Genomic DNA, 16,108 nt, shown 5'->3' on the forward strand with positions numbered 1-16,108 from the left:
TTGACAAAAGGAAAAGAATTTGATAGAATAATATTCTTGACGATTCTTAAATTGTTCTAAATTGTTCTTTGAAAACTAAACAATGTTATGAGAATGTTATGAGAAAGAAAAAAGCTGAAGTAATTCACTAAAGGTCAAGTTATTAAGGGCAAAGGGTGGATGCCTTGGCACTAGGAGCCGAAGAAGGACGTGGTAAGCTGCGAAAAGCCACGGGGAACCGCAAGCAGGTTTTGATCCGTGGATGTCCGAATGGGGAAACCCACTTGGGGTAATGTCCAAGTATCTATTACTGAATTCATAGGTAATAGAAGGTAGACCGGGGGAACTGAAACATCTAAGTACCCCGAGGAAGAGAAAGAAAAATCGATTCCCTCAGTAGCGGCGAGCGAAAGGGGAAGAGCCCAAACCAAAGACTTAAGTTTTTGGGGTTGCGGACATCTTTATAGAGGGCGAATAAAAGTAGTTGAAGAGAGTTGGAAAACTCCACCATAGAGGGTAAAAGTCCCGTAAGCGAAACTTTGAAGGTCTTTGAGGATGATCCAGAGTACCACGGGACACGTGAAACCCTGTGGGAAGCAGGGGGGACCACCCCCCAAGGCTAAATACTACCTAGTGACCGATAGCGCATAGTACCGTGAGGGAAAGGTGAAAAGAACCCCGGGAGGGGAGTGAAAAAGAACCTGAAACCTTTTGCCTACAAGCTGTGGAAGCACTTTATATGTGTGACCGCGTACTTTTTGTAGAACGGGCCAACGAGTTATGGTATGTAGCAAGGTTAAGTACTGAAGGTACGGAGCCGAAGGGAAACCGAGTCTTAATAGGGCGACAAGTTACATGCTATAGACCCGAAACCGTGCGATCTACCCATGGGCAGGATGAAGCGGAAGTAAAATTTCGTGGAGGTCCGAACCAGTTGACGTTGAAAAGTCATTGGATGACCTGTGGGTAGCGGAGAAATTCCAATCGAGCTCGGAGATAGCTGGTTCTCGCCGAAATAGCTTTAGGGCTAGCCTTGAAATGAGAGTGACGGAGGTAGAGCACTGAATGGTCTAGGGGCCTTCACCGGTTACCAAAACCTATCAAACTCCGAATGCCGTTAACTTATTTTCAGGAGTCAGACTACGAGTGATAAGATCCGTGGTCAAGAGGGAAAGAGCCCAGACCATCAGCTAAGGTCCCAAAGTATACGTTAAGTGGGAAAGGATGTGGAGTTGCACAGACAACCAGGATGTTGGCTTAGAAGCAGCCACTCATTTAAAGAGTGCGTAATAGCTCACTGGTCGAGTGATTCTGCGCCGAAAATGTCCGGGGCTCAAACGTATCACCGAAGCTATGGATGCTGACGTAATCATTAGTACTTTTATAGAAGAGAAATTAAAGGACATTAAGCCAAAACTAACCGATAGGTTAGAATAAAGTTTTGGCCAAATACCTTAAGCTCAAACGTATCTATGAAGGTAGCAATGATTACGTCAGCGTGGTAGGCGAGCATTCTATGTGGGTTGAAGCTATACCGAAAGGAGTAGTGGACTGCATAGAAGAGAGAATGTTGGCATGAGTAACGAGAGGTAGGTGAGAATCCTACCCGTCGAAAACCTAAGGTTTCCTGAGGAAGGTTCGTCCGCTCAGGGTTAGTCGGGACCTAAGCCGAGGCAGAAATGCGTAGGCGATGGACAACAGGTTGAGATTCCTGTACCACCTAGAATCGTTTGAGAGATGGGGTGACACAGAAGGATAGGTTGAGCCCACCGTTGGTTGAGTGGGTCTAAGCCAGTAGGGAGCTAAGACAGGCAAATCCGTTTTAGCATAATCCTGAGAGGTGATGGGGAGCGAAAAACAAGTAGCGAAGCAACTGATTCCACACTGTCGAGAAAAGCCTCTATTGAGAAACTAGGTGCCCGTACCGCAAACCGACACAGGTAGGTGAGGAGAGAATCCTAAGACGAGCGGGAGAACCATTGTTAAGGAACTCGGCAAAATGACCCCGTAACTTCGGGAGAAGGGGTGCCGAAGGGTGTGAAGGCTTTTGCGCTGTAAGCACACTTCGGTCGCAGAGAACAGGCCCAAGCGACTGTTTAGCAAAAACATAGGTCTCTGCAAAGTCGAAAGACGACGTATAGGGGCTGACGCCTGCCCGGTGCTGGAAGGTTAAGGGGAAGTGTTAGGGTAACCGAAGCACAGAACTTAAGCCCCAGTAAACGGCGGCCGTAACTATAACGGTCCTAAGGTAGCGAAATTCCTTGTCGGGTAAGTTCCGACCCGCACGAAAGGCGTAACGATTTGGGCGCTGTCTCAACAATGGACCCGGTGAAATTGTAATACCAGTGAAGATGCTGGTTACCTGCGACAGGACGGAAAGACCCCGTGGAGCTTTACTGCAGCTTGACATTGGATTTTGGTACTAGATGTACAGGATAGGTGGGAGACTTAGAACCTAGGACGCCAGTCTTGGGGGAGTCGACGTTGGGATACCACTCTTGTAGTACTGAAGTTCTAACCATGAACCGTAAGCCGGTTTTGGGACACTGTCAGGCGGGCAGTTTGACTGGGGCGGTCGCCTCCTAAAAAGTAACGGAGGCGCTCAAAGGTTCCCTCAGCACGGTCGGAAATCGTGCAAAGAGTGCAAAGGCATAAGGGAGCTTGATTGCGAGACCAACAAGTCGAGCAAGGACGAAAGTCGGACTTAGTGATCCGGTGGTACCGAGTGGAAGGGCCATCGCTCAACGGATAAAAGCTACCCCGGGGATAACAGGCTTATCTCCCCCAAGAGTCCACATCGACGGGGAGGTTTGGCACCTCGATGTCGGCTCATCACATCCTGGGGCTGAAGTAGGTCCCAAGGGTTGGGCTGTTCGCCCATTAAAGTGGTACGCGAGCTGGGTTCAGAACGTCGTGAGACAGTTCGGTCCCTATCCGTCGCAGGCGTAGGAAATTTGAGAGGAGCTGTCCTTAGTACGAGAGGACCGGGATGGACGTACCGCTGGTGTACCAGTTGTCTTGCCAAAGGCACCGCTGGGTAGCTATGTACGGAAGGGATAAGTGCTGAAGGCATCTAAGCACGAAGCCCCCCTCAAGATAAGATTTCCCATCCGAAAGGAGTAAGACCCCAGAAAGACTATCTGGTAGATAGGTCGGAGGTGTAAGTGCAGTAATGTATTAAGCTGACCGATACTAATAGGTCGAGGACTTGACCAATAACTCATACATTGTTTAGTTTTGAGGGAATAATACCTCAAATTAAATAAGACATAGGTCATAAGCTGATGTTAGCTTATTCCCAACGGATTTTCATTAAGAAAACCCAATGAAATTCGTCGTGAAACGCTAACTAAGTGACCAACAAAGGATGTTAGAAAGTCTCATGATTCCTTCTGATGAAAAGAAGGAAAGGAATCAATCGATTTCTAACTAAGTGACTGACACAAAATTAAAGATTTTGGTCATCTACTTAATATCGTGACAATAGCGAAGGGGTCACACCTGTTCCCATACCGAACACAGTAGTTAAGCCCTTCAGCGCTGATGGTACTTGGCGGGAAGCTGCCTGGGAGAGTAGGTCGTTGCGATATAGAAGTTCCAGAGTAGCTCAATGGTGGAGCACCCGGCTGTTAACCGGTAGGTTGGAGGTTCGAGTCCTCTCTCTGGAGCCAAAAAAAGCCGAAGTGGCGGAACTGGCAGACGCACAGGACTTAAAATCCTGCGGTCCTTCAAGATCGTACCGGTTCGATTCCGGTCTTCGGCACCAAATAACGCGGGGTAGAGCAGTTGGTAGCTCGTCGGGCTCATAACCCGGAGGCCGCAGGTTCAAGTCCTGTCCCCGCAACCAAATTTGGCGGCATAGCTCAGCTGGCTAGAGCGTTCGGTTCATACCCGAAAGGTCACAGGTTCGATTCCTGTTGCCGCTACCACATTTTGGCCCCTTGGTCAAGCGGTTAAGACACCGCCCTTTCACGGCGGTAACAGGGGTTCGATTCCCCTAGGGGTCACCAAAAAAATGGGCGCATAGCTCAGCTGGGAGAGCACCTGCCTTACAAGCAGGGGGTCACAGGTTCAAGTCCTGTTGCGCCCACCATGAAAATACGCGGCCTGGTAGTTCAGTTGGTTAGAATGCCAGCCTGTCACGCTGGAGGTCGAGGGTTCGAGTCCCTTCCAGGTCGCCATAAGTAGACAACCAAAATCTTTGATTTTGTGTTGATCACTTACTTAGCGTTTCGAAACACATTTCAATGGTTCAACTTAAGTAAAATGTGTTGCGAAAAAGCTAAGAACATTATTAATAAACTTGCTGGTGTAGCTCAATTGGCAGAGCAGCTGATTTGTAATCAGCAGGTTGCGGGTTCGAGTCCCATCACCAGCTCCAACTGGAGGGATTCCCGAGTGGCCAAAGGGGGCAGACTGTAAATCTGTTGTCGACGACTTCGAAGGTTCGAATCCTTCTCCCTCCACCATAATATATATAACACACATGCGGGTGTGGCGGAATTGGCAGACGCACTAGACTTAGGATCTAGCGGGCGACCGTGGGGGTTCAAGTCCCTCCACCCGCACCAATTAAACTATATAGAAATTATTATGCGGAAGTGGCTCAGTGGTAGAGCATCGCCTTGCCAAGGCGAGGGTCGCGGGTTCGAGTCCCGTCTTCCGCTCCATTTTTATGTATATGGTGGATGTAGTCAAGCGGTTAAGACACAGGATTGTGGCTCCTGCATGCGTGGGTTCGAATCCCATCATCCACCCCACTAGAAAATTCATACAAATGATGGGATATAGCCAAGTCGGTAAGGCAACGGACTTTGACTCCGTCATTCGCAGGTTCGAGTCCTGCTATCCCAGCCAAAACGAGATCCATTAGCTCAGTCGGTAGAGCACCTGACTTTTAATCAGGGTGTCCCGCGTTCGAGTCGCGGATGGATCACCAAAATAGGTGGCGGCATAGCCAAGTGGTAAGGCAGAGGTCTGCAAAACCTTTATTCCCCAGTTCAAATCTGGGTGTCGCCTCCAAAAAAATATGCGCTCATAGCTCAGCTGGATAGAGTGTCTGACTACGAATCAGAAGGTCGGGAGTTCGAATCTCTCTGGGCGCACCAAAAAAACAAAACCTGCTAATAGTTGGAATCAGCAGGTTTTGTTTTTTTATTTTCGAAAAAAATATATTTTTTAGCGTTTTTCAGGGTATAAAAGTATCACTATAGACGGAGGTTTTAACCTTTTAATCTGTTTAGTTTTTTTAACTTAATGCGCGAAATTCTCCTATCCTCCATAGGGGGAGATGGATAGCACTTGCTGATAGACAACAAATAAGTTACAATAAAATTAAGTTCCTTGACAACTGGACTATGGGGTTTCCACAAGTGATGGTTTGTGGAGTAAAATATCCAACCTACTCACCCTTGTTTAGAGGGCGAAAACCAAGCTTTGACCTACACGGATACCGTCATATAATCGTCTAGTATAGAAAATTTCTAAAGGATATTGAGAAGTTGATAGAATATAAAGTGAATGGATATACTTATGAAACCTTAAAGTGAGGACTGGAATTAGCTTCCCTTTAAGAAAATATAAGTTTTAATAGAGTGTATATTTGCCCTAAGTTATGGTATCTAGGGCTTTTATTTTTCGAAGAAAGGTTGATTATTATTTGGATACTATGAGGTAATACTTATGTTATCTTTATGTAAACTATTCAAATTTATATTGACAAGGAAATAAAAAATAAATAAAATTACATATAGATATATTTAAATGTATTTATATGTAAAGACAATTGTAATACAGGGCAAAACGTAAATACTATGACTTAGTAGATAAGATAGACTACTTATTTCAAAAGTACTCTTCTGAGGAAAATTATGTTTCAGTAATATTTATGGAGAGATTAGTCCTAATCCAAACGACCATTTTCTATCATGTGAAAATTCTATAGTTTTACAGAAATTCATCTATGATCTAAATTTTCTAAAGAAAAATGTATTTGTAACGATATTATTAAGGACTATAAAAATGCAATGGTAGTCAAATTAAAGGGTAGGTGGACGATTTGTGAAAGTTATTATAGATTTATTATAGATAAAGAAGCTATTCAATATATCTTGGAAAATGGCGGATTTGCTATGATAAGGTACAGTAAAAAGGGGTGATGTCGTTCTCGTAAAGTAGGCGTACCTGTAATACACCTAGGTAAGCCCCAAAGTAGTCTGGAGGACTACAAAACATATCATTTAGCGAAAGTAGTACTATACTACTCTAAGGAGCTGAAAGAAGAGCGAGAAGAAATTATTATTTCTGTTTCAAAGTTATTTAAGTGGAAAAAATTGATCCTGGAGGGTTATTCATAAAATGCTACGAGGAGGAATTAAAATGAAGAAGAAGGTTGCATTTGTATGTGTTCATAATTCTTGTCGTTCACAAATGGCAGAGGGATGGGCTAAGAAATTAGGAAGTCATGTGTTGGAGGTATATTCCGCTGGAACAGAACACTATCCTGAAGTGAAGCCAGGAGCAGTTGAAGTTATGGAGGAAGCAGGTATTGATATGAGCCTACATTATCCTAAGCTACTAACAGATATTCCAGAGGAAGTAGATATCCTCATTACCATGGGTTGTAACGTAGTGTGTCCTTTTGTGCCATGTAGCCATAGCGAAGATTGGGGGCTAGAGGATCCATCTGGAGGACCAATGGAAGGCTTTAGAAATACAAGAGATATCATTAAGAGTAAGGTGGAGGATTTAATTAAGAGAGTGGAAAATAGGGAATTGTAAACGATAGAAAAGTCTTTCGAAATAGACTTTTTCAAAAGTTATTTTAACTTAATATACAGCGCTGGTGTAATCAAGGAGGCAGAAAGAAAGTTAATTGTCAAGTAAATGAGGGCTTCTAACCGCCTTGAACTCATCCAAAGACTAAATCCTATAATAAATGGCTGGGATAACTATTATAGGTGGATTAAAGCTAGCAAAGCTTTTAATCATTTAGATAGTTATGTTTGGTATAAGCTATGGAAATGGGCAAAGGGAAACTCGTACGTATGGTTCAATGAAAGGGGTAGGGGGATCTATCTCTATTCTACTACCACTACTATCTTAAGTGAAAAAGGAAGCTCCTTTCTGGCAAGGCTTATATTATTCTAACAAGCAGTATTTTATCCCCATAGCGAATACGTACTTCTTTAAAAACCAGTATAATAAGTCGTACCCAAGCGATCAAGTCAGTCGTAATATAAAGGCAACCGCATTTCCACCAGATCGAATTGCTGCATCAGCACCATCCATCAAACATAAAGTCCCATGTCCAATAAGAAGCATCATACGAAGATCAGCGTGTTTATCTGTTGGGATGCAATCTTTCCAATCTTTTTTCTCATAGAAACGTTGCTTTATAACCCACAGTGTATGAATCATCAGCTCATTCACAAGAATAGGAATGGTCATTGCAGCACCAAAGCGAGCATCATAACCATTCTGGAACACTTGTGTCATAACAGTAGCAAGGGTCTGACGATGCTGTTCAACTAGCAATTCACCAAAGTTACATAACAGAAATAGCTGCATAAAAGGAATGGGTACACCAGAGCCACGACCTGTTGCTTGGCCTCGTCCTCCAGAACTGCCTGCCATACCGGACATGATGTGGCCAATCCAGTTGCAGAAACCGCAAAATATTTTTGCTGGAAAATTATCACCATATAAGTTATAAGTTTAAGTTTTTCAGACATTTCTCTTGTCTCAGTAGCAACAGTTTTTACTTTGACGTAGATTTTAAATAGATTGTTTGTTTCAATTTTTACTTTTTTTTGTTTCTTCTTCTGCTTTTTCAGCAATTTTTTTGTTTTTGCTATCGGCTAGTAGGCCACCACCTACCAAAGCTGCCCCTCCTATGGTCTAACCGACAGGACCTGCCAATGCAAGTAAAGCCTTTCTTGCACTATGCCGCCACTAACTTTATTAGCCTGCTTGCTTTCAAGTTCTAGTCTATGGACTTCAGCTTCAAATTTCTGACGATTGACTTTAATATCAATAATGGTCTTTTCATAATCTTTTGGGGTGTTTGCTAAAGAATTTATGAACTTCTCGACATCTTTTATTACTTTCGCTGCATCAATTCTTTTGTCATGCAAACTAACAATTTCATCCATAGTGTTATTATAGGTTTGCTGGTAGTGATTGGAGGCCTGCCCCAATCTTGCAATGGCTTCTTTTTTGTATTCTGAGTTTAACATATATATACCCCCTGACTAATTATTAAGTAGCTTACTTGTGTTTTTTGTCTAACTTTCCAACAGCTTTAATTCCCTTACTTTTGTTCAGTTTCTAATGAAACACAGCAAATGTATATAACTATCTATTTATTATTTAGTAATTATATGTTTCCACAAATATCTTCTAAATCCTTCTCATTAATTACCTAAGCCATGTCCTGAAATTTTTCCTAGATGCTACAGTCTCTAGAGGGAGCGGTAATATGGGCCCAAAGAAAACAATCTTCCGAAGGGATGAAAGGAACAAATACTTCTGCAGGGTTTTGTGTAGAAGATTATGTGACCGGAGAATCGCACGGCGCCAATTGTTTTTGTGTGTAATTTAGGTATTCCGCTAATCAACGAATCATTCAAAACACATATTGAAAAATTCTCTTATATGATTTTCCAAATGCCTCAAGTATGGCTGGATTTTCAAACTTATGAAAGTGAAGAGGGGCTTATGCTAACGTGGGATACAGTTGATGAGTTGTTTCCGGAGCAAATGATTGAGGATATGTTTACTAGCTTTGAAAAATTACTGGCAAGGCTTGAGCATGAAGACTGGGATCAGGTATTTGACCTGTTGCCAGAAAACCAAGTGGATTTCTTAGAAAATCAAATGAATATTGGAGAGCTAGAAAATCCACAGTGCTTGCACACTGCTTTTTTTAGAGCAAGTTAAAAAGAAGTCCAGCAATATCGCTGTAATAGATGCAGGGAAAGTGGAGTATAATAAATGGTTTCCTTTTGAAACTTGCAAGGAGAATACTTTCTGTATCCTTCGCTTGGTTTCATAATATTGTTGCTCACTTAGAGTAATTCCCAGAACATTAACCTGATACTGTTTAGCTGCCCTCATAATTAGCCACCCTCTACAGCTTTTCGGATACCAACAAGAGAAGAAATATTGAATACTGATCGTTTTAATAGGCTTAAATACAAAGATATGGGAAGGATTATATTTCGAGGGTAAAGGTCGTAACATGAAGTGAATTCTGCCGTATCGTCAAAAAGACCTCTGGTTACAGAGGTGAAAAAGGGAAGTCGCGCCGCAAGTTTCAGTATTTGTATTATTTATCTATAAATTATATTAAAAATTTGATTTTGCTATAATCTAGTGAATTAAAGATACTGATGGAATCAATCATTAGACTATCGATAAAATACTGATCTATTTTCAACATTCTTGGCATTAACCCATTTATAATTGTCACAATTTCTTGAATAGGAAGATCTATTATCCCTTCAAAATAATTAAGAAATAATTCTCGTCTAGCACCGAAATTCATGAATACATATGACTTTAATAATTCATCTGTAATGATGATATTATTATCTTCTATGTACTTCTTATAAATTTTAAGTGCGTACTTATCTAGAATACTATAGTTTGACTTGTTTTTTAAAATCTCATAGTATACTCTTCGATTATTTTCATTATTTAGGATGATATCATAATAAATTCTACTGCTAACTGTATGAGATAAAATACTGTTTTTAAAAATTTCAGGTTTTTGTTGATATAAAAAAAAGTCGACATTATTTACGAAATCATAATAAATAGATTTGACAATAGATTCTTTTTTTTCAAAATAATAATGAACAAGACTTACAGGTACATCACTAGCGATGGCAATTTTTTTAATTGTAGTATTGGTATAGCCAACTTCATATAAAAGTTTTTTAGCATTCATATATATAATTTCTTTTTTGTTCTGTCCTTTTTTGTACAATTTTTTACCCCGTTCTAAAATTTGATTTTCACTTATATTAACATAAAAGAGCTTGCTAGACAATACACAATAGAGAAAATACAAAGAGGTTTGACATGAATCTCAAAAATCATCTTTAAGGTATTGTCATAGAAAATATGAATTAAAAACAAGGGTTCTATACTGAGATATTAATTATTTATACAATTAATCAATTTTAAAACTCAAATAAATTGAATATATGAATATATTTTAATTAAAAAGTTGACTTTTTTTATAAAAAATCAATTTTTTAAATTGACAAATGTAATTTTGCTCATTATAATATAAATTATAAAAATAATATAATTTACAAAGGAGGAATGGAGTTGAAACATGTTGAGAGCAACAATGCAAAGTGGTTTTATCTAGTGTTGATGGTATTAAGTTTTACTGTGACCTTCATGACAAGATTTATATGGCCTCCGCTTATCTCAACTGTAGCACCAATACTGAACTTGAGCGCTGCTCAATCAGGGGCATATATGTCTGCATTTTATATTGGTTATGTCATTACTCAAATACCAGGCGGCGTGTGGGCGGATAAGTTTGGTGTAAAATTTACGCTATCATTAAGTTTATTGGTGGGGGGATTAGCCACTGTAGGTATGTCATTAATATCTGTATATTCAGTAGGATTTGCACTTCGATTAATGACTGGTCTTGGAGCTGGAAGTGTTATGGCTTGTTGCACACGGTTAATTGCAGACAATTTTGATCAAAGTGAAAGTGGTGTTGCCTTCGGTATTCTTCTTACAGGCCCTACGTTAGGACTACTGATTGCAAATCAATTAGGTGCAGCATTGTTAAATTCTATTGGTTGGCAAGGAGCGTTTAGGGTTGTAGGTATTATTACCATAATTATAGCAGTTATAGTATTTGTATTAGTAAAGCCTCAGGAAAAGGAAACTACATCTCAAAAGAAAATTACATTTTTTAGCGGTATCAAGACATTCTTCACAACAAGGAATTTAATTGGGATAGGTCTTTCAGGATTCTTTTACATGTTTGTAGCTCTCGGAACAGCAACATGGGCAAATGCACATTTAGCTAATTTAGGATTTGCTGGAGGAGAAGCTGCTAGTGTAATGACCCTTTACAGTGTAGGGGGAATAATTGGATCTATAATAACTGGCTTGATTGTTAAGAAGTTTAATTTGGATCAGCGTAATTTTTTAATTGCAGTATATGTAATCATTGCAGGGGTAGCAATAACTTTTGGAAATCAGTCACAACTAGGTGCATTAAGAGGTATAGGGTTCTTGTTTGGATTGTGTAGTTATCTGCCTAACGCACATCTTAACTCTCTAGTTTTAAAATTTGTAAATAAAGAGCTAGCTGCATCTGTAATGGGTGTACAAAACTTCATGTTTCAACTTGCCTCAATAATTGCACCAGCTATTTTAGGATGGACAATTGATATTACAGGCAACTTTAACACAGTATGGTATTCTCTAGGAGCAAGTCCTATTATCGGAATTTTCTTTTTATTGATTATAAAACAATCAAAACAACAACATACGAATCTAAATTTATAATATATTATTTTAAAGGAGGACAAAATGAAATTAACAGCAGAACAACGCACTGAGATGGTTAAAAAAGCTATTATGTGTCAACAACCTGAAAGAGTTCCCATTATTAGTAAAGCAGAACCTTCGTATGCCATAGAATATGCAGGATATGACTTGAAAACTGCATTATGGGATCCAGAGCTTATTGTAAAAGCTACGGATAAGATGTATACGGATATTTATTGTGATGCAGGTGGAAATATGCCGAGATTCCCATTAATATACAAGACAAATGGTTCTAGGGCATATGTACCTAGGGAACTGGATGATTTTGTGCAACATCCTGAGGTCTCTGGATTATTAGTAGAAGAGTATGATGAATATATTACTGACCCATTTAAATGTATTGTAAGTAAAGTTGTTCCCCGTCTTTACCCTAAACTAGCCGCAGATGGATTTGAAGGAAGTTTAAATTATTTACGAGCTATGATCTCTGAAAATCAAGTCAAAAGCAAGTACCTTGCTGGATGTGCAGCAGTAGAAAAAAAACATGGCGTAATCAATATCCGTCGAGGAGCTATAGAAGCACCTTTCGATTTTGTTGCTGATTTACTAAGAGGATTTACTGGTGTTTCCATGGATATAAGAAGAAATCAAGAGAAGCTCTTAGAGGCTGTTGAAGCAACTACACCTTTAATGTACAGATTAGCTAAAATTTTAAATCCAAACCCCGCTACAATTCCATCCTTGTTTATGCCGCTACATATGCCATCCTATATGAGAACAAAGGATTTTGAAAAGTTATACTGGCCATCGTTTAAGAAGCTTGTTTGTGATCTTGTTAATGACGGATATACTATTCAGATTTTCTTTGAAAAGAATTGGTCAAGATACTATGATTATTTACAGGAGTTACCTACAGGTGTCATTGCATATTTCGAAGAAGATGATTTAGGGGTTGTTAAGGAAAAGATCGGCAAGAAACTTTGCATTATGGGAAACTTCCCTATAACAATGCTTAGATTAAATACAAAACAAGAATGTATTGACAAAGCTAAAGAAATTCTAGATAAAGCTGCACCTGGAGGAGGATATTTATTCTGTATGGATAAATCTATTCTAAGTTTATCAGATGCAAAACCAGAAAACTTAATTGCTGTAAGTGAATTTGTTCATGAATATGGTGTATATAAATAGGAGGTTATTATGGAGATTAAAAGTGAAATATTAAAGTATTGGGATGATGAACCTGTTGAAAATTATAAGAAAGAAGAAGAAAATATTGTGAAGAACCCACTTAACAATGTTGAAGATGCATTATTTGCCTTTATCATGGGTTTGATGTACTAACTTTAAATTAAGCTTTATTTAAATTGATTTGAGAAATAAAGTTAAAAGATAAAAAACTACAATCGTGATGGTGACTACTTTCTGTCAAGTAAACAGTGGAAATAATAAAAAAGTAGATGCCAACAAAGCTAGAAACAAGGTTAAGCAAGTTTTATGAACTAAGCCCCTCAAATTGGGCAGGGGAAAGACACTTAGGAGAGGAATATATTCTATTTATGTTGTAATATAACTTAAAATTTTTGAAGATTTTCTTACTGAGCTTGTTCAGGTGTTTGGAAGTTATAAGCCTGAATAAGCTCTCTTTTTATTGTTCTGTAAATTATATAGGTGCATAGAATTAGAAATCTCTTGATACTTAAATGAAATGATTAGCTAAAGGCAGGAAAAGATCTAATTTATAATAAAGTAATAGGATGGTTTAGGCTATCCTTTTTTATGTGGTTTTATATTAGGCAAGTCATAATCTTCATAATTTCTTCAAAATCCTCCTTTAAAATAAAAGTGAGAAAAAGAATTTGCTTAGAAAATTTAAGAATTAAAAAAGGAGGAAAAAATTATGAAAAGAAAAGTATTATTAATGGTAAGTGTAGCAATGATTACAGCAGTATCTGTAGGGGGATATGTCTTCGCTCAAGGAACAAGCGGTGAGAGATTGAGTAACGAACAAGAAAAGATTGTAATTGAAGAATCAGTACCTAGAAGAAATAATAGTCATTGCAGCAACAATGAAGAAATGCTCCAAATCATGAAGGAAAATGGTTTTGAAGATATGGCTAAGAGAATGGAAGAGGGTGACTTTCAATCAATGAATAAATTTATGAGGAATCTCTCAGATGAAGATTATGAGAAAATGCTTACATTAATGCAGGAAAATGGCTATGGTAATATGTCCAGGATGATGGAATCCATAGGAAGAGAAGAAATGATAAATATGCATAATGCTATGATGGGAGGCAATGGTTTTAAGTCTAATAGGATGGGAAATACGATGCATCGTTTTTAATAATAAAAATAGGGTAAAATAATAATTATATCCAGTATTGAAAGATACTGGATATAATTATTATAGGAAAATAAATTTTAGACGAAAGTGGAAGGGGGAGAGTCCATGGATTATCCAGAGAAAAATATTCTCGTTGTAGATGATGAGGAGAGTATTGTCAGTGTAGTAAAGGCCTATTTAGAGAAGGAAGGTTATCGCGTTTTCACCGCTTATAATGGAAATGCAGCTATAGATAGATTCCATCATGAGATGATTCACTTTATAATCTTGGATTTAATGCTGCCTGATTTATCGGGGGAAGAGGTTTGCAAAAAAATTAGATTAGAATCCCAAGTTCCTATATTGATGTTAACCGCAAAAGTCGAAGAGTCCGATAGAATTTATGGCTTAGATATTGGCGCTGATGATTATTTGACAAAACCCTTTAGTCCCAAGGAGCTAGTAGCAAGGGTAAGGGCTATATTGAGAAGAACAGGAACTGAAAAAATAAAGGCAAATATATTAGATTTTTATAATGGGGATTTAACCATAGATTTGAATAAAATGGAAGCCAAAAAGCAAAGAAAATTAGTAGACTTAACGAATACTGAATATAAAATATTAAGTATTATGGCACAAAATATAGGTAAGGTATTTACTCGGGAAGAACTCGTTGTTAAGGTATTGGGATATGACTACGAAGGTTATGATCGAACAATTGATACTCATATTAAAAATGTTAGACACAAGATCGAAGATAAAAATAAGAAGTACATTTTAACTGTATATGGCGTAGGGTACAAGTTTATGGGGGAATAAGCATGTTTAATAAACTAAGAAGCAGATTCATTTTGATGATTTTGGGAGGGGCTATTTTCTCTATTGTTTTAGTAAGTATAATTACCAATATTACTTTGTTTCGTAAATTTGATTTATATATGCGAGATGAACAGGGCAAGAGACTAGAGGAAGTAGTTCAATTGGTAGAACAATCCTATGCCTTCCATAATGGTTGGACAGAGGGGGCTTTGGAGAACATTCGTCTATCTCCTCTTATCGATAACTTCGATATTAATATTAGAGATGCAGAAGATCATCTTATATTTACTCATTATATGGAAAGCACAATGATTCAAATGCATAATGAGATGATGGGGAAAATGGGTCAAGGAATGATGGGAAGGAACCATTTTGGCATGATGAGGAATAACTCACGGGGTGAAAATTATACGATAGATCAACATGATTTGTTATTTAATAATGAAAGTATTGGAAAAATAAGCATTGGATTTATCGGTCCTTTTCTAGTATCAGAGAGAGAGATAGTTTTTGCGCGAGGAATAAATATCTCCATATTTTATGGAGCAATTATTTCAGTTGTTGCTGCAATATTTTTAGGAATGTATTCATCAAAAGTTTTTTCAAGACCAATCTTACAAATTACTGAAGCAGCAAATCATATAAGACAAGGTAAGTTAGATACTAAGATTGAAATACCCAATAATGTACTAGAACTTCAAGAACTCTCTAGATCAATCAACCACCTAGCCAAATCCCTAGGAGACCAAGAAGGATTAAGAAAGAGATTAACCTCTGATATATCTCATGAATTAAGAACGCCATTAACTGTATTGCAAAGTCATATTGAAGCTATGAGTGATGGTATATGGGAACCTACCAAAGATAAATTAGACATATGTAAAAACGAAGTTATCAGGTTAATTAAACTTGTGGAGGAGCTGAAATATTTAACGGACATAGAAAGCCATAAGCTAACCCTAGAAATGAAGCAGTACTGCCTATCAAAGGATTTAAATGAAATTATAGAGAGTTTTCGATATCAATTTCAAAACAAAGGGATTATCATTCATCATGCCATTGATCAAGACATCTATATTTATGCAGATAAGAATAAAATAAAACAAGTATTCATGAACCTTCTATCAAATGCTCTTAAATTTACAAATAGCGGAGGATCAGTAAATGTAGGTATGGTAGAGCAAAGAGGAGAAATCGAGATTACAGTTGAAGATACGGGGAGTGGCATAGAGCATGAGGATCTTCCTTATATTTTTGAAAGATTTTATAGAGGCGATATATCAAGGAATCGTAAAACAGGTGGAACTGGAATTGGACTAACCATTACAAAAAATTTGATTGAGTCTCATGGGGGGAGGATTAGCGTAGAAAGTAAAAAGGGAAAAGGAACAAAATTTACTATTTTATTACCAAGCAAAGGATAAATTAGAACAGAGCATAATCATACACAGTAGA

13 protein-coding genes, 16 tRNA genes and 2 rRNA genes are annotated in these 16,108 nt (G+C 38.3%); 27 read left to right on the forward strand and 4 right to left on the reverse strand.

The genetic code is table 11. The annotated features are described in order from the left end of the window. Window positions 1–132: 132 nt before the first annotated feature. The 20 genes from BJL90_RS11430 (at window position 133) to BJL90_RS23275 (ending at window position 7,128) form a co-directional block, all read left to right on the forward strand. Window positions 133–3,195: ribosomal RNA gene (locus tag BJL90_RS11430) — 23S ribosomal RNA — on the forward strand. A 257-nt stretch (window positions 3,196–3,452) separates the two neighbouring features. Continuing rightward, a 5S ribosomal RNA gene (rrf, locus tag BJL90_RS11435) occupies window positions 3,453–3,569 on the forward strand. Between the two features lie 6 nt (window positions 3,570–3,575). Beyond that, a tRNA-Asn gene (locus BJL90_RS11440) sits at window positions 3,576–3,650 on the forward strand. A 6-nt stretch (window positions 3,651–3,656) separates the two neighbouring features. Beyond that, window positions 3,657–3,745: transfer RNA gene (locus BJL90_RS11445), tRNA-Leu, on the forward strand. Between the two features lie 5 nt (window positions 3,746–3,750). Then, window positions 3,751–3,826: transfer RNA gene (locus tag BJL90_RS11450), tRNA-Met, on the forward strand. A gap of 5 nt (window positions 3,827–3,831) precedes the next feature. Beyond that, window positions 3,832–3,908: transfer RNA gene (locus BJL90_RS11455), tRNA-Met, on the forward strand. 6 nt (window positions 3,909–3,914) lie between these two features. Beyond that, window positions 3,915–3,989, forward strand: a tRNA-Glu gene (locus tag BJL90_RS11460). 7 nt (window positions 3,990–3,996) lie between these two features. Next, window positions 3,997–4,072, forward strand: a tRNA-Val gene (locus tag BJL90_RS11465). Between the two features lie 11 nt (window positions 4,073–4,083). Continuing rightward, window positions 4,084–4,160: transfer RNA gene (locus BJL90_RS11470), tRNA-Asp, on the forward strand. Window positions 4,161–4,284: 124 nt separating this feature from the next. Next, window positions 4,285–4,360 (forward strand) — tRNA-Thr (locus tag BJL90_RS11475). A 3-nt stretch (window positions 4,361–4,363) separates the two neighbouring features. Next, a tRNA-Tyr gene (locus BJL90_RS11480) sits at window positions 4,364–4,448 on the forward strand. A 19-nt stretch (window positions 4,449–4,467) separates the two neighbouring features. Continuing rightward, a tRNA-Leu gene (locus BJL90_RS11485) sits at window positions 4,468–4,550 on the forward strand. Between the two features lie 24 nt (window positions 4,551–4,574). Continuing rightward, window positions 4,575–4,649, forward strand: a tRNA-Gly gene (locus BJL90_RS11490). Window positions 4,650–4,663: 14 nt separating this feature from the next. Next, a tRNA-His gene (locus BJL90_RS11495) sits at window positions 4,664–4,739 on the forward strand. 21 nt (window positions 4,740–4,760) lie between these two features. After that, window positions 4,761–4,836: transfer RNA gene (locus BJL90_RS11500), tRNA-Gln, on the forward strand. Window positions 4,837–4,842: 6 nt separating this feature from the next. Continuing rightward, a tRNA-Lys gene (locus BJL90_RS11505) sits at window positions 4,843–4,918 on the forward strand. Window positions 4,919–4,926: 8 nt separating this feature from the next. Next, window positions 4,927–5,001: transfer RNA gene (locus BJL90_RS11510), tRNA-Cys, on the forward strand. Window positions 5,002–5,010: 9 nt separating this feature from the next. Then, window positions 5,011–5,087 (forward strand) — tRNA-Arg (locus BJL90_RS11515). A gap of 1,270 nt (window positions 5,088–6,357) precedes the next feature. Beyond that, window positions 6,358–6,759 carry an arsenate reductase ArsC gene (locus BJL90_RS11520; protein WP_070968056.1) on the forward strand — a complete coding sequence of 134 codons (402 nt, stop codon included), beginning with the start codon at window positions 6,358–6,360 and terminating at the stop codon, window positions 6,757–6,759. 105 nt (window positions 6,760–6,864) lie between these two features. Continuing rightward, window positions 6,865–7,128 carry a group II intron maturase-specific domain-containing protein gene (locus BJL90_RS23275; protein WP_070968059.1) on the forward strand — a complete coding sequence of 88 codons (264 nt, stop codon included), beginning with the start codon at window positions 6,865–6,867 and terminating at the stop codon, window positions 7,126–7,128. Window positions 7,129–7,200: 72 nt separating this feature from the next. On the opposite strand, the gene BJL90_RS11530 is transcribed toward BJL90_RS23275, so the two are convergent. Both BJL90_RS11530 and BJL90_RS21915 read right to left on the reverse strand, forming a co-directional pair. Continuing rightward, on the reverse strand, window positions 7,201–7,623 hold the full coding sequence (locus BJL90_RS11530) for a hypothetical protein (protein WP_070968061.1): 423 nt from the start codon (window positions 7,621–7,623) through the stop codon (window positions 7,201–7,203). A 248-nt stretch (window positions 7,624–7,871) separates the two neighbouring features. Beyond that, window positions 7,872–8,216 (reverse strand): hypothetical protein, encoded by a 345-nt coding sequence (locus BJL90_RS21915; protein WP_070968065.1) that lies wholly within the window; start codon window positions 8,214–8,216, stop codon window positions 7,872–7,874. A 352-nt stretch (window positions 8,217–8,568) separates the two neighbouring features. Here BJL90_RS21915 and BJL90_RS11540 point away from each other — a divergent pair, with 352 nt between their 5' ends. Next, on the forward strand, window positions 8,569–8,919 hold the full coding sequence (locus BJL90_RS11540) for a hypothetical protein (protein WP_070968068.1): 351 nt from the start codon (window positions 8,569–8,571) through the stop codon (window positions 8,917–8,919). Here the strand turns inward: BJL90_RS11540 and BJL90_RS23185 are convergent. Both BJL90_RS23185 and BJL90_RS11545 read right to left on the reverse strand, forming a co-directional pair. After that, window positions 8,872–9,222: a class I SAM-dependent methyltransferase gene (locus BJL90_RS23185; RefSeq protein ID WP_156778766.1), complete on the reverse strand. Its 351-nt coding sequence runs from the start codon at window positions 9,220–9,222 to the stop codon at window positions 8,872–8,874. The genes BJL90_RS11540 and BJL90_RS23185 overlap by 48 nt on opposite strands. A gap of 100 nt (window positions 9,223–9,322) precedes the next feature. Continuing rightward, window positions 9,323–9,970, reverse strand: a complete 648-nt coding sequence (locus BJL90_RS11545) for a TetR/AcrR family transcriptional regulator (RefSeq protein ID WP_070968070.1) — start codon at window positions 9,968–9,970, stop codon at window positions 9,323–9,325. 347 nt (window positions 9,971–10,317) lie between these two features. On the opposite strand from BJL90_RS11545, the gene BJL90_RS11550 reads away from it, so the two are divergent. From BJL90_RS11550 to BJL90_RS11570, 6 genes are all read left to right on the forward strand, one after another. After that, complete coding sequence (locus BJL90_RS11550; RefSeq protein WP_236904901.1) at window positions 10,318–11,526, forward strand: MFS transporter; 1,209 nt, start codon at window positions 10,318–10,320, stop codon at window positions 11,524–11,526. 24 nt (window positions 11,527–11,550) lie between these two features. Then, on the forward strand, window positions 11,551–12,699 hold the full coding sequence (locus BJL90_RS11555; protein ID WP_070968075.1) for a uroporphyrinogen decarboxylase family protein: 1,149 nt from the start codon (window positions 11,551–11,553) through the stop codon (window positions 12,697–12,699). 9 nt (window positions 12,700–12,708) lie between these two features. Beyond that, window positions 12,709–12,852, forward strand: a complete 144-nt coding sequence (locus tag BJL90_RS21925) for a hypothetical protein (RefSeq protein WP_156778767.1) — start codon at window positions 12,709–12,711, stop codon at window positions 12,850–12,852. A gap of 556 nt (window positions 12,853–13,408) precedes the next feature. Then, the gene (locus BJL90_RS11560; RefSeq protein ID WP_070968078.1) at window positions 13,409–13,855 is read left to right on the forward strand and encodes a hypothetical protein; all 447 of its coding nucleotides are present in this window, start codon (window positions 13,409–13,411) and stop codon (window positions 13,853–13,855) included. A gap of 105 nt (window positions 13,856–13,960) precedes the next feature. After that, window positions 13,961–14,653, forward strand: coding sequence for a response regulator transcription factor (locus BJL90_RS11565; protein WP_070968080.1), 693 nt, complete (start codon window positions 13,961–13,963; stop codon window positions 14,651–14,653). 2 nt (window positions 14,654–14,655) lie between these two features. Continuing rightward, a complete protein-coding gene (locus BJL90_RS11570) occupies window positions 14,656–16,077 on the forward strand; it encodes a sensor histidine kinase (RefSeq protein ID WP_070968083.1) in 1,422 nt (473 codons plus the stop codon). The last annotated feature ends 31 nt before the right edge of the window (window positions 16,078–16,108 follow it).

It is taken from the genome of Clostridium formicaceticum, assembly GCF_001854185.1.
Lineage (GTDB): Bacteria > Bacillota > Clostridia > Peptostreptococcales > Natronincolaceae > Andreesenella > Andreesenella formicacetica.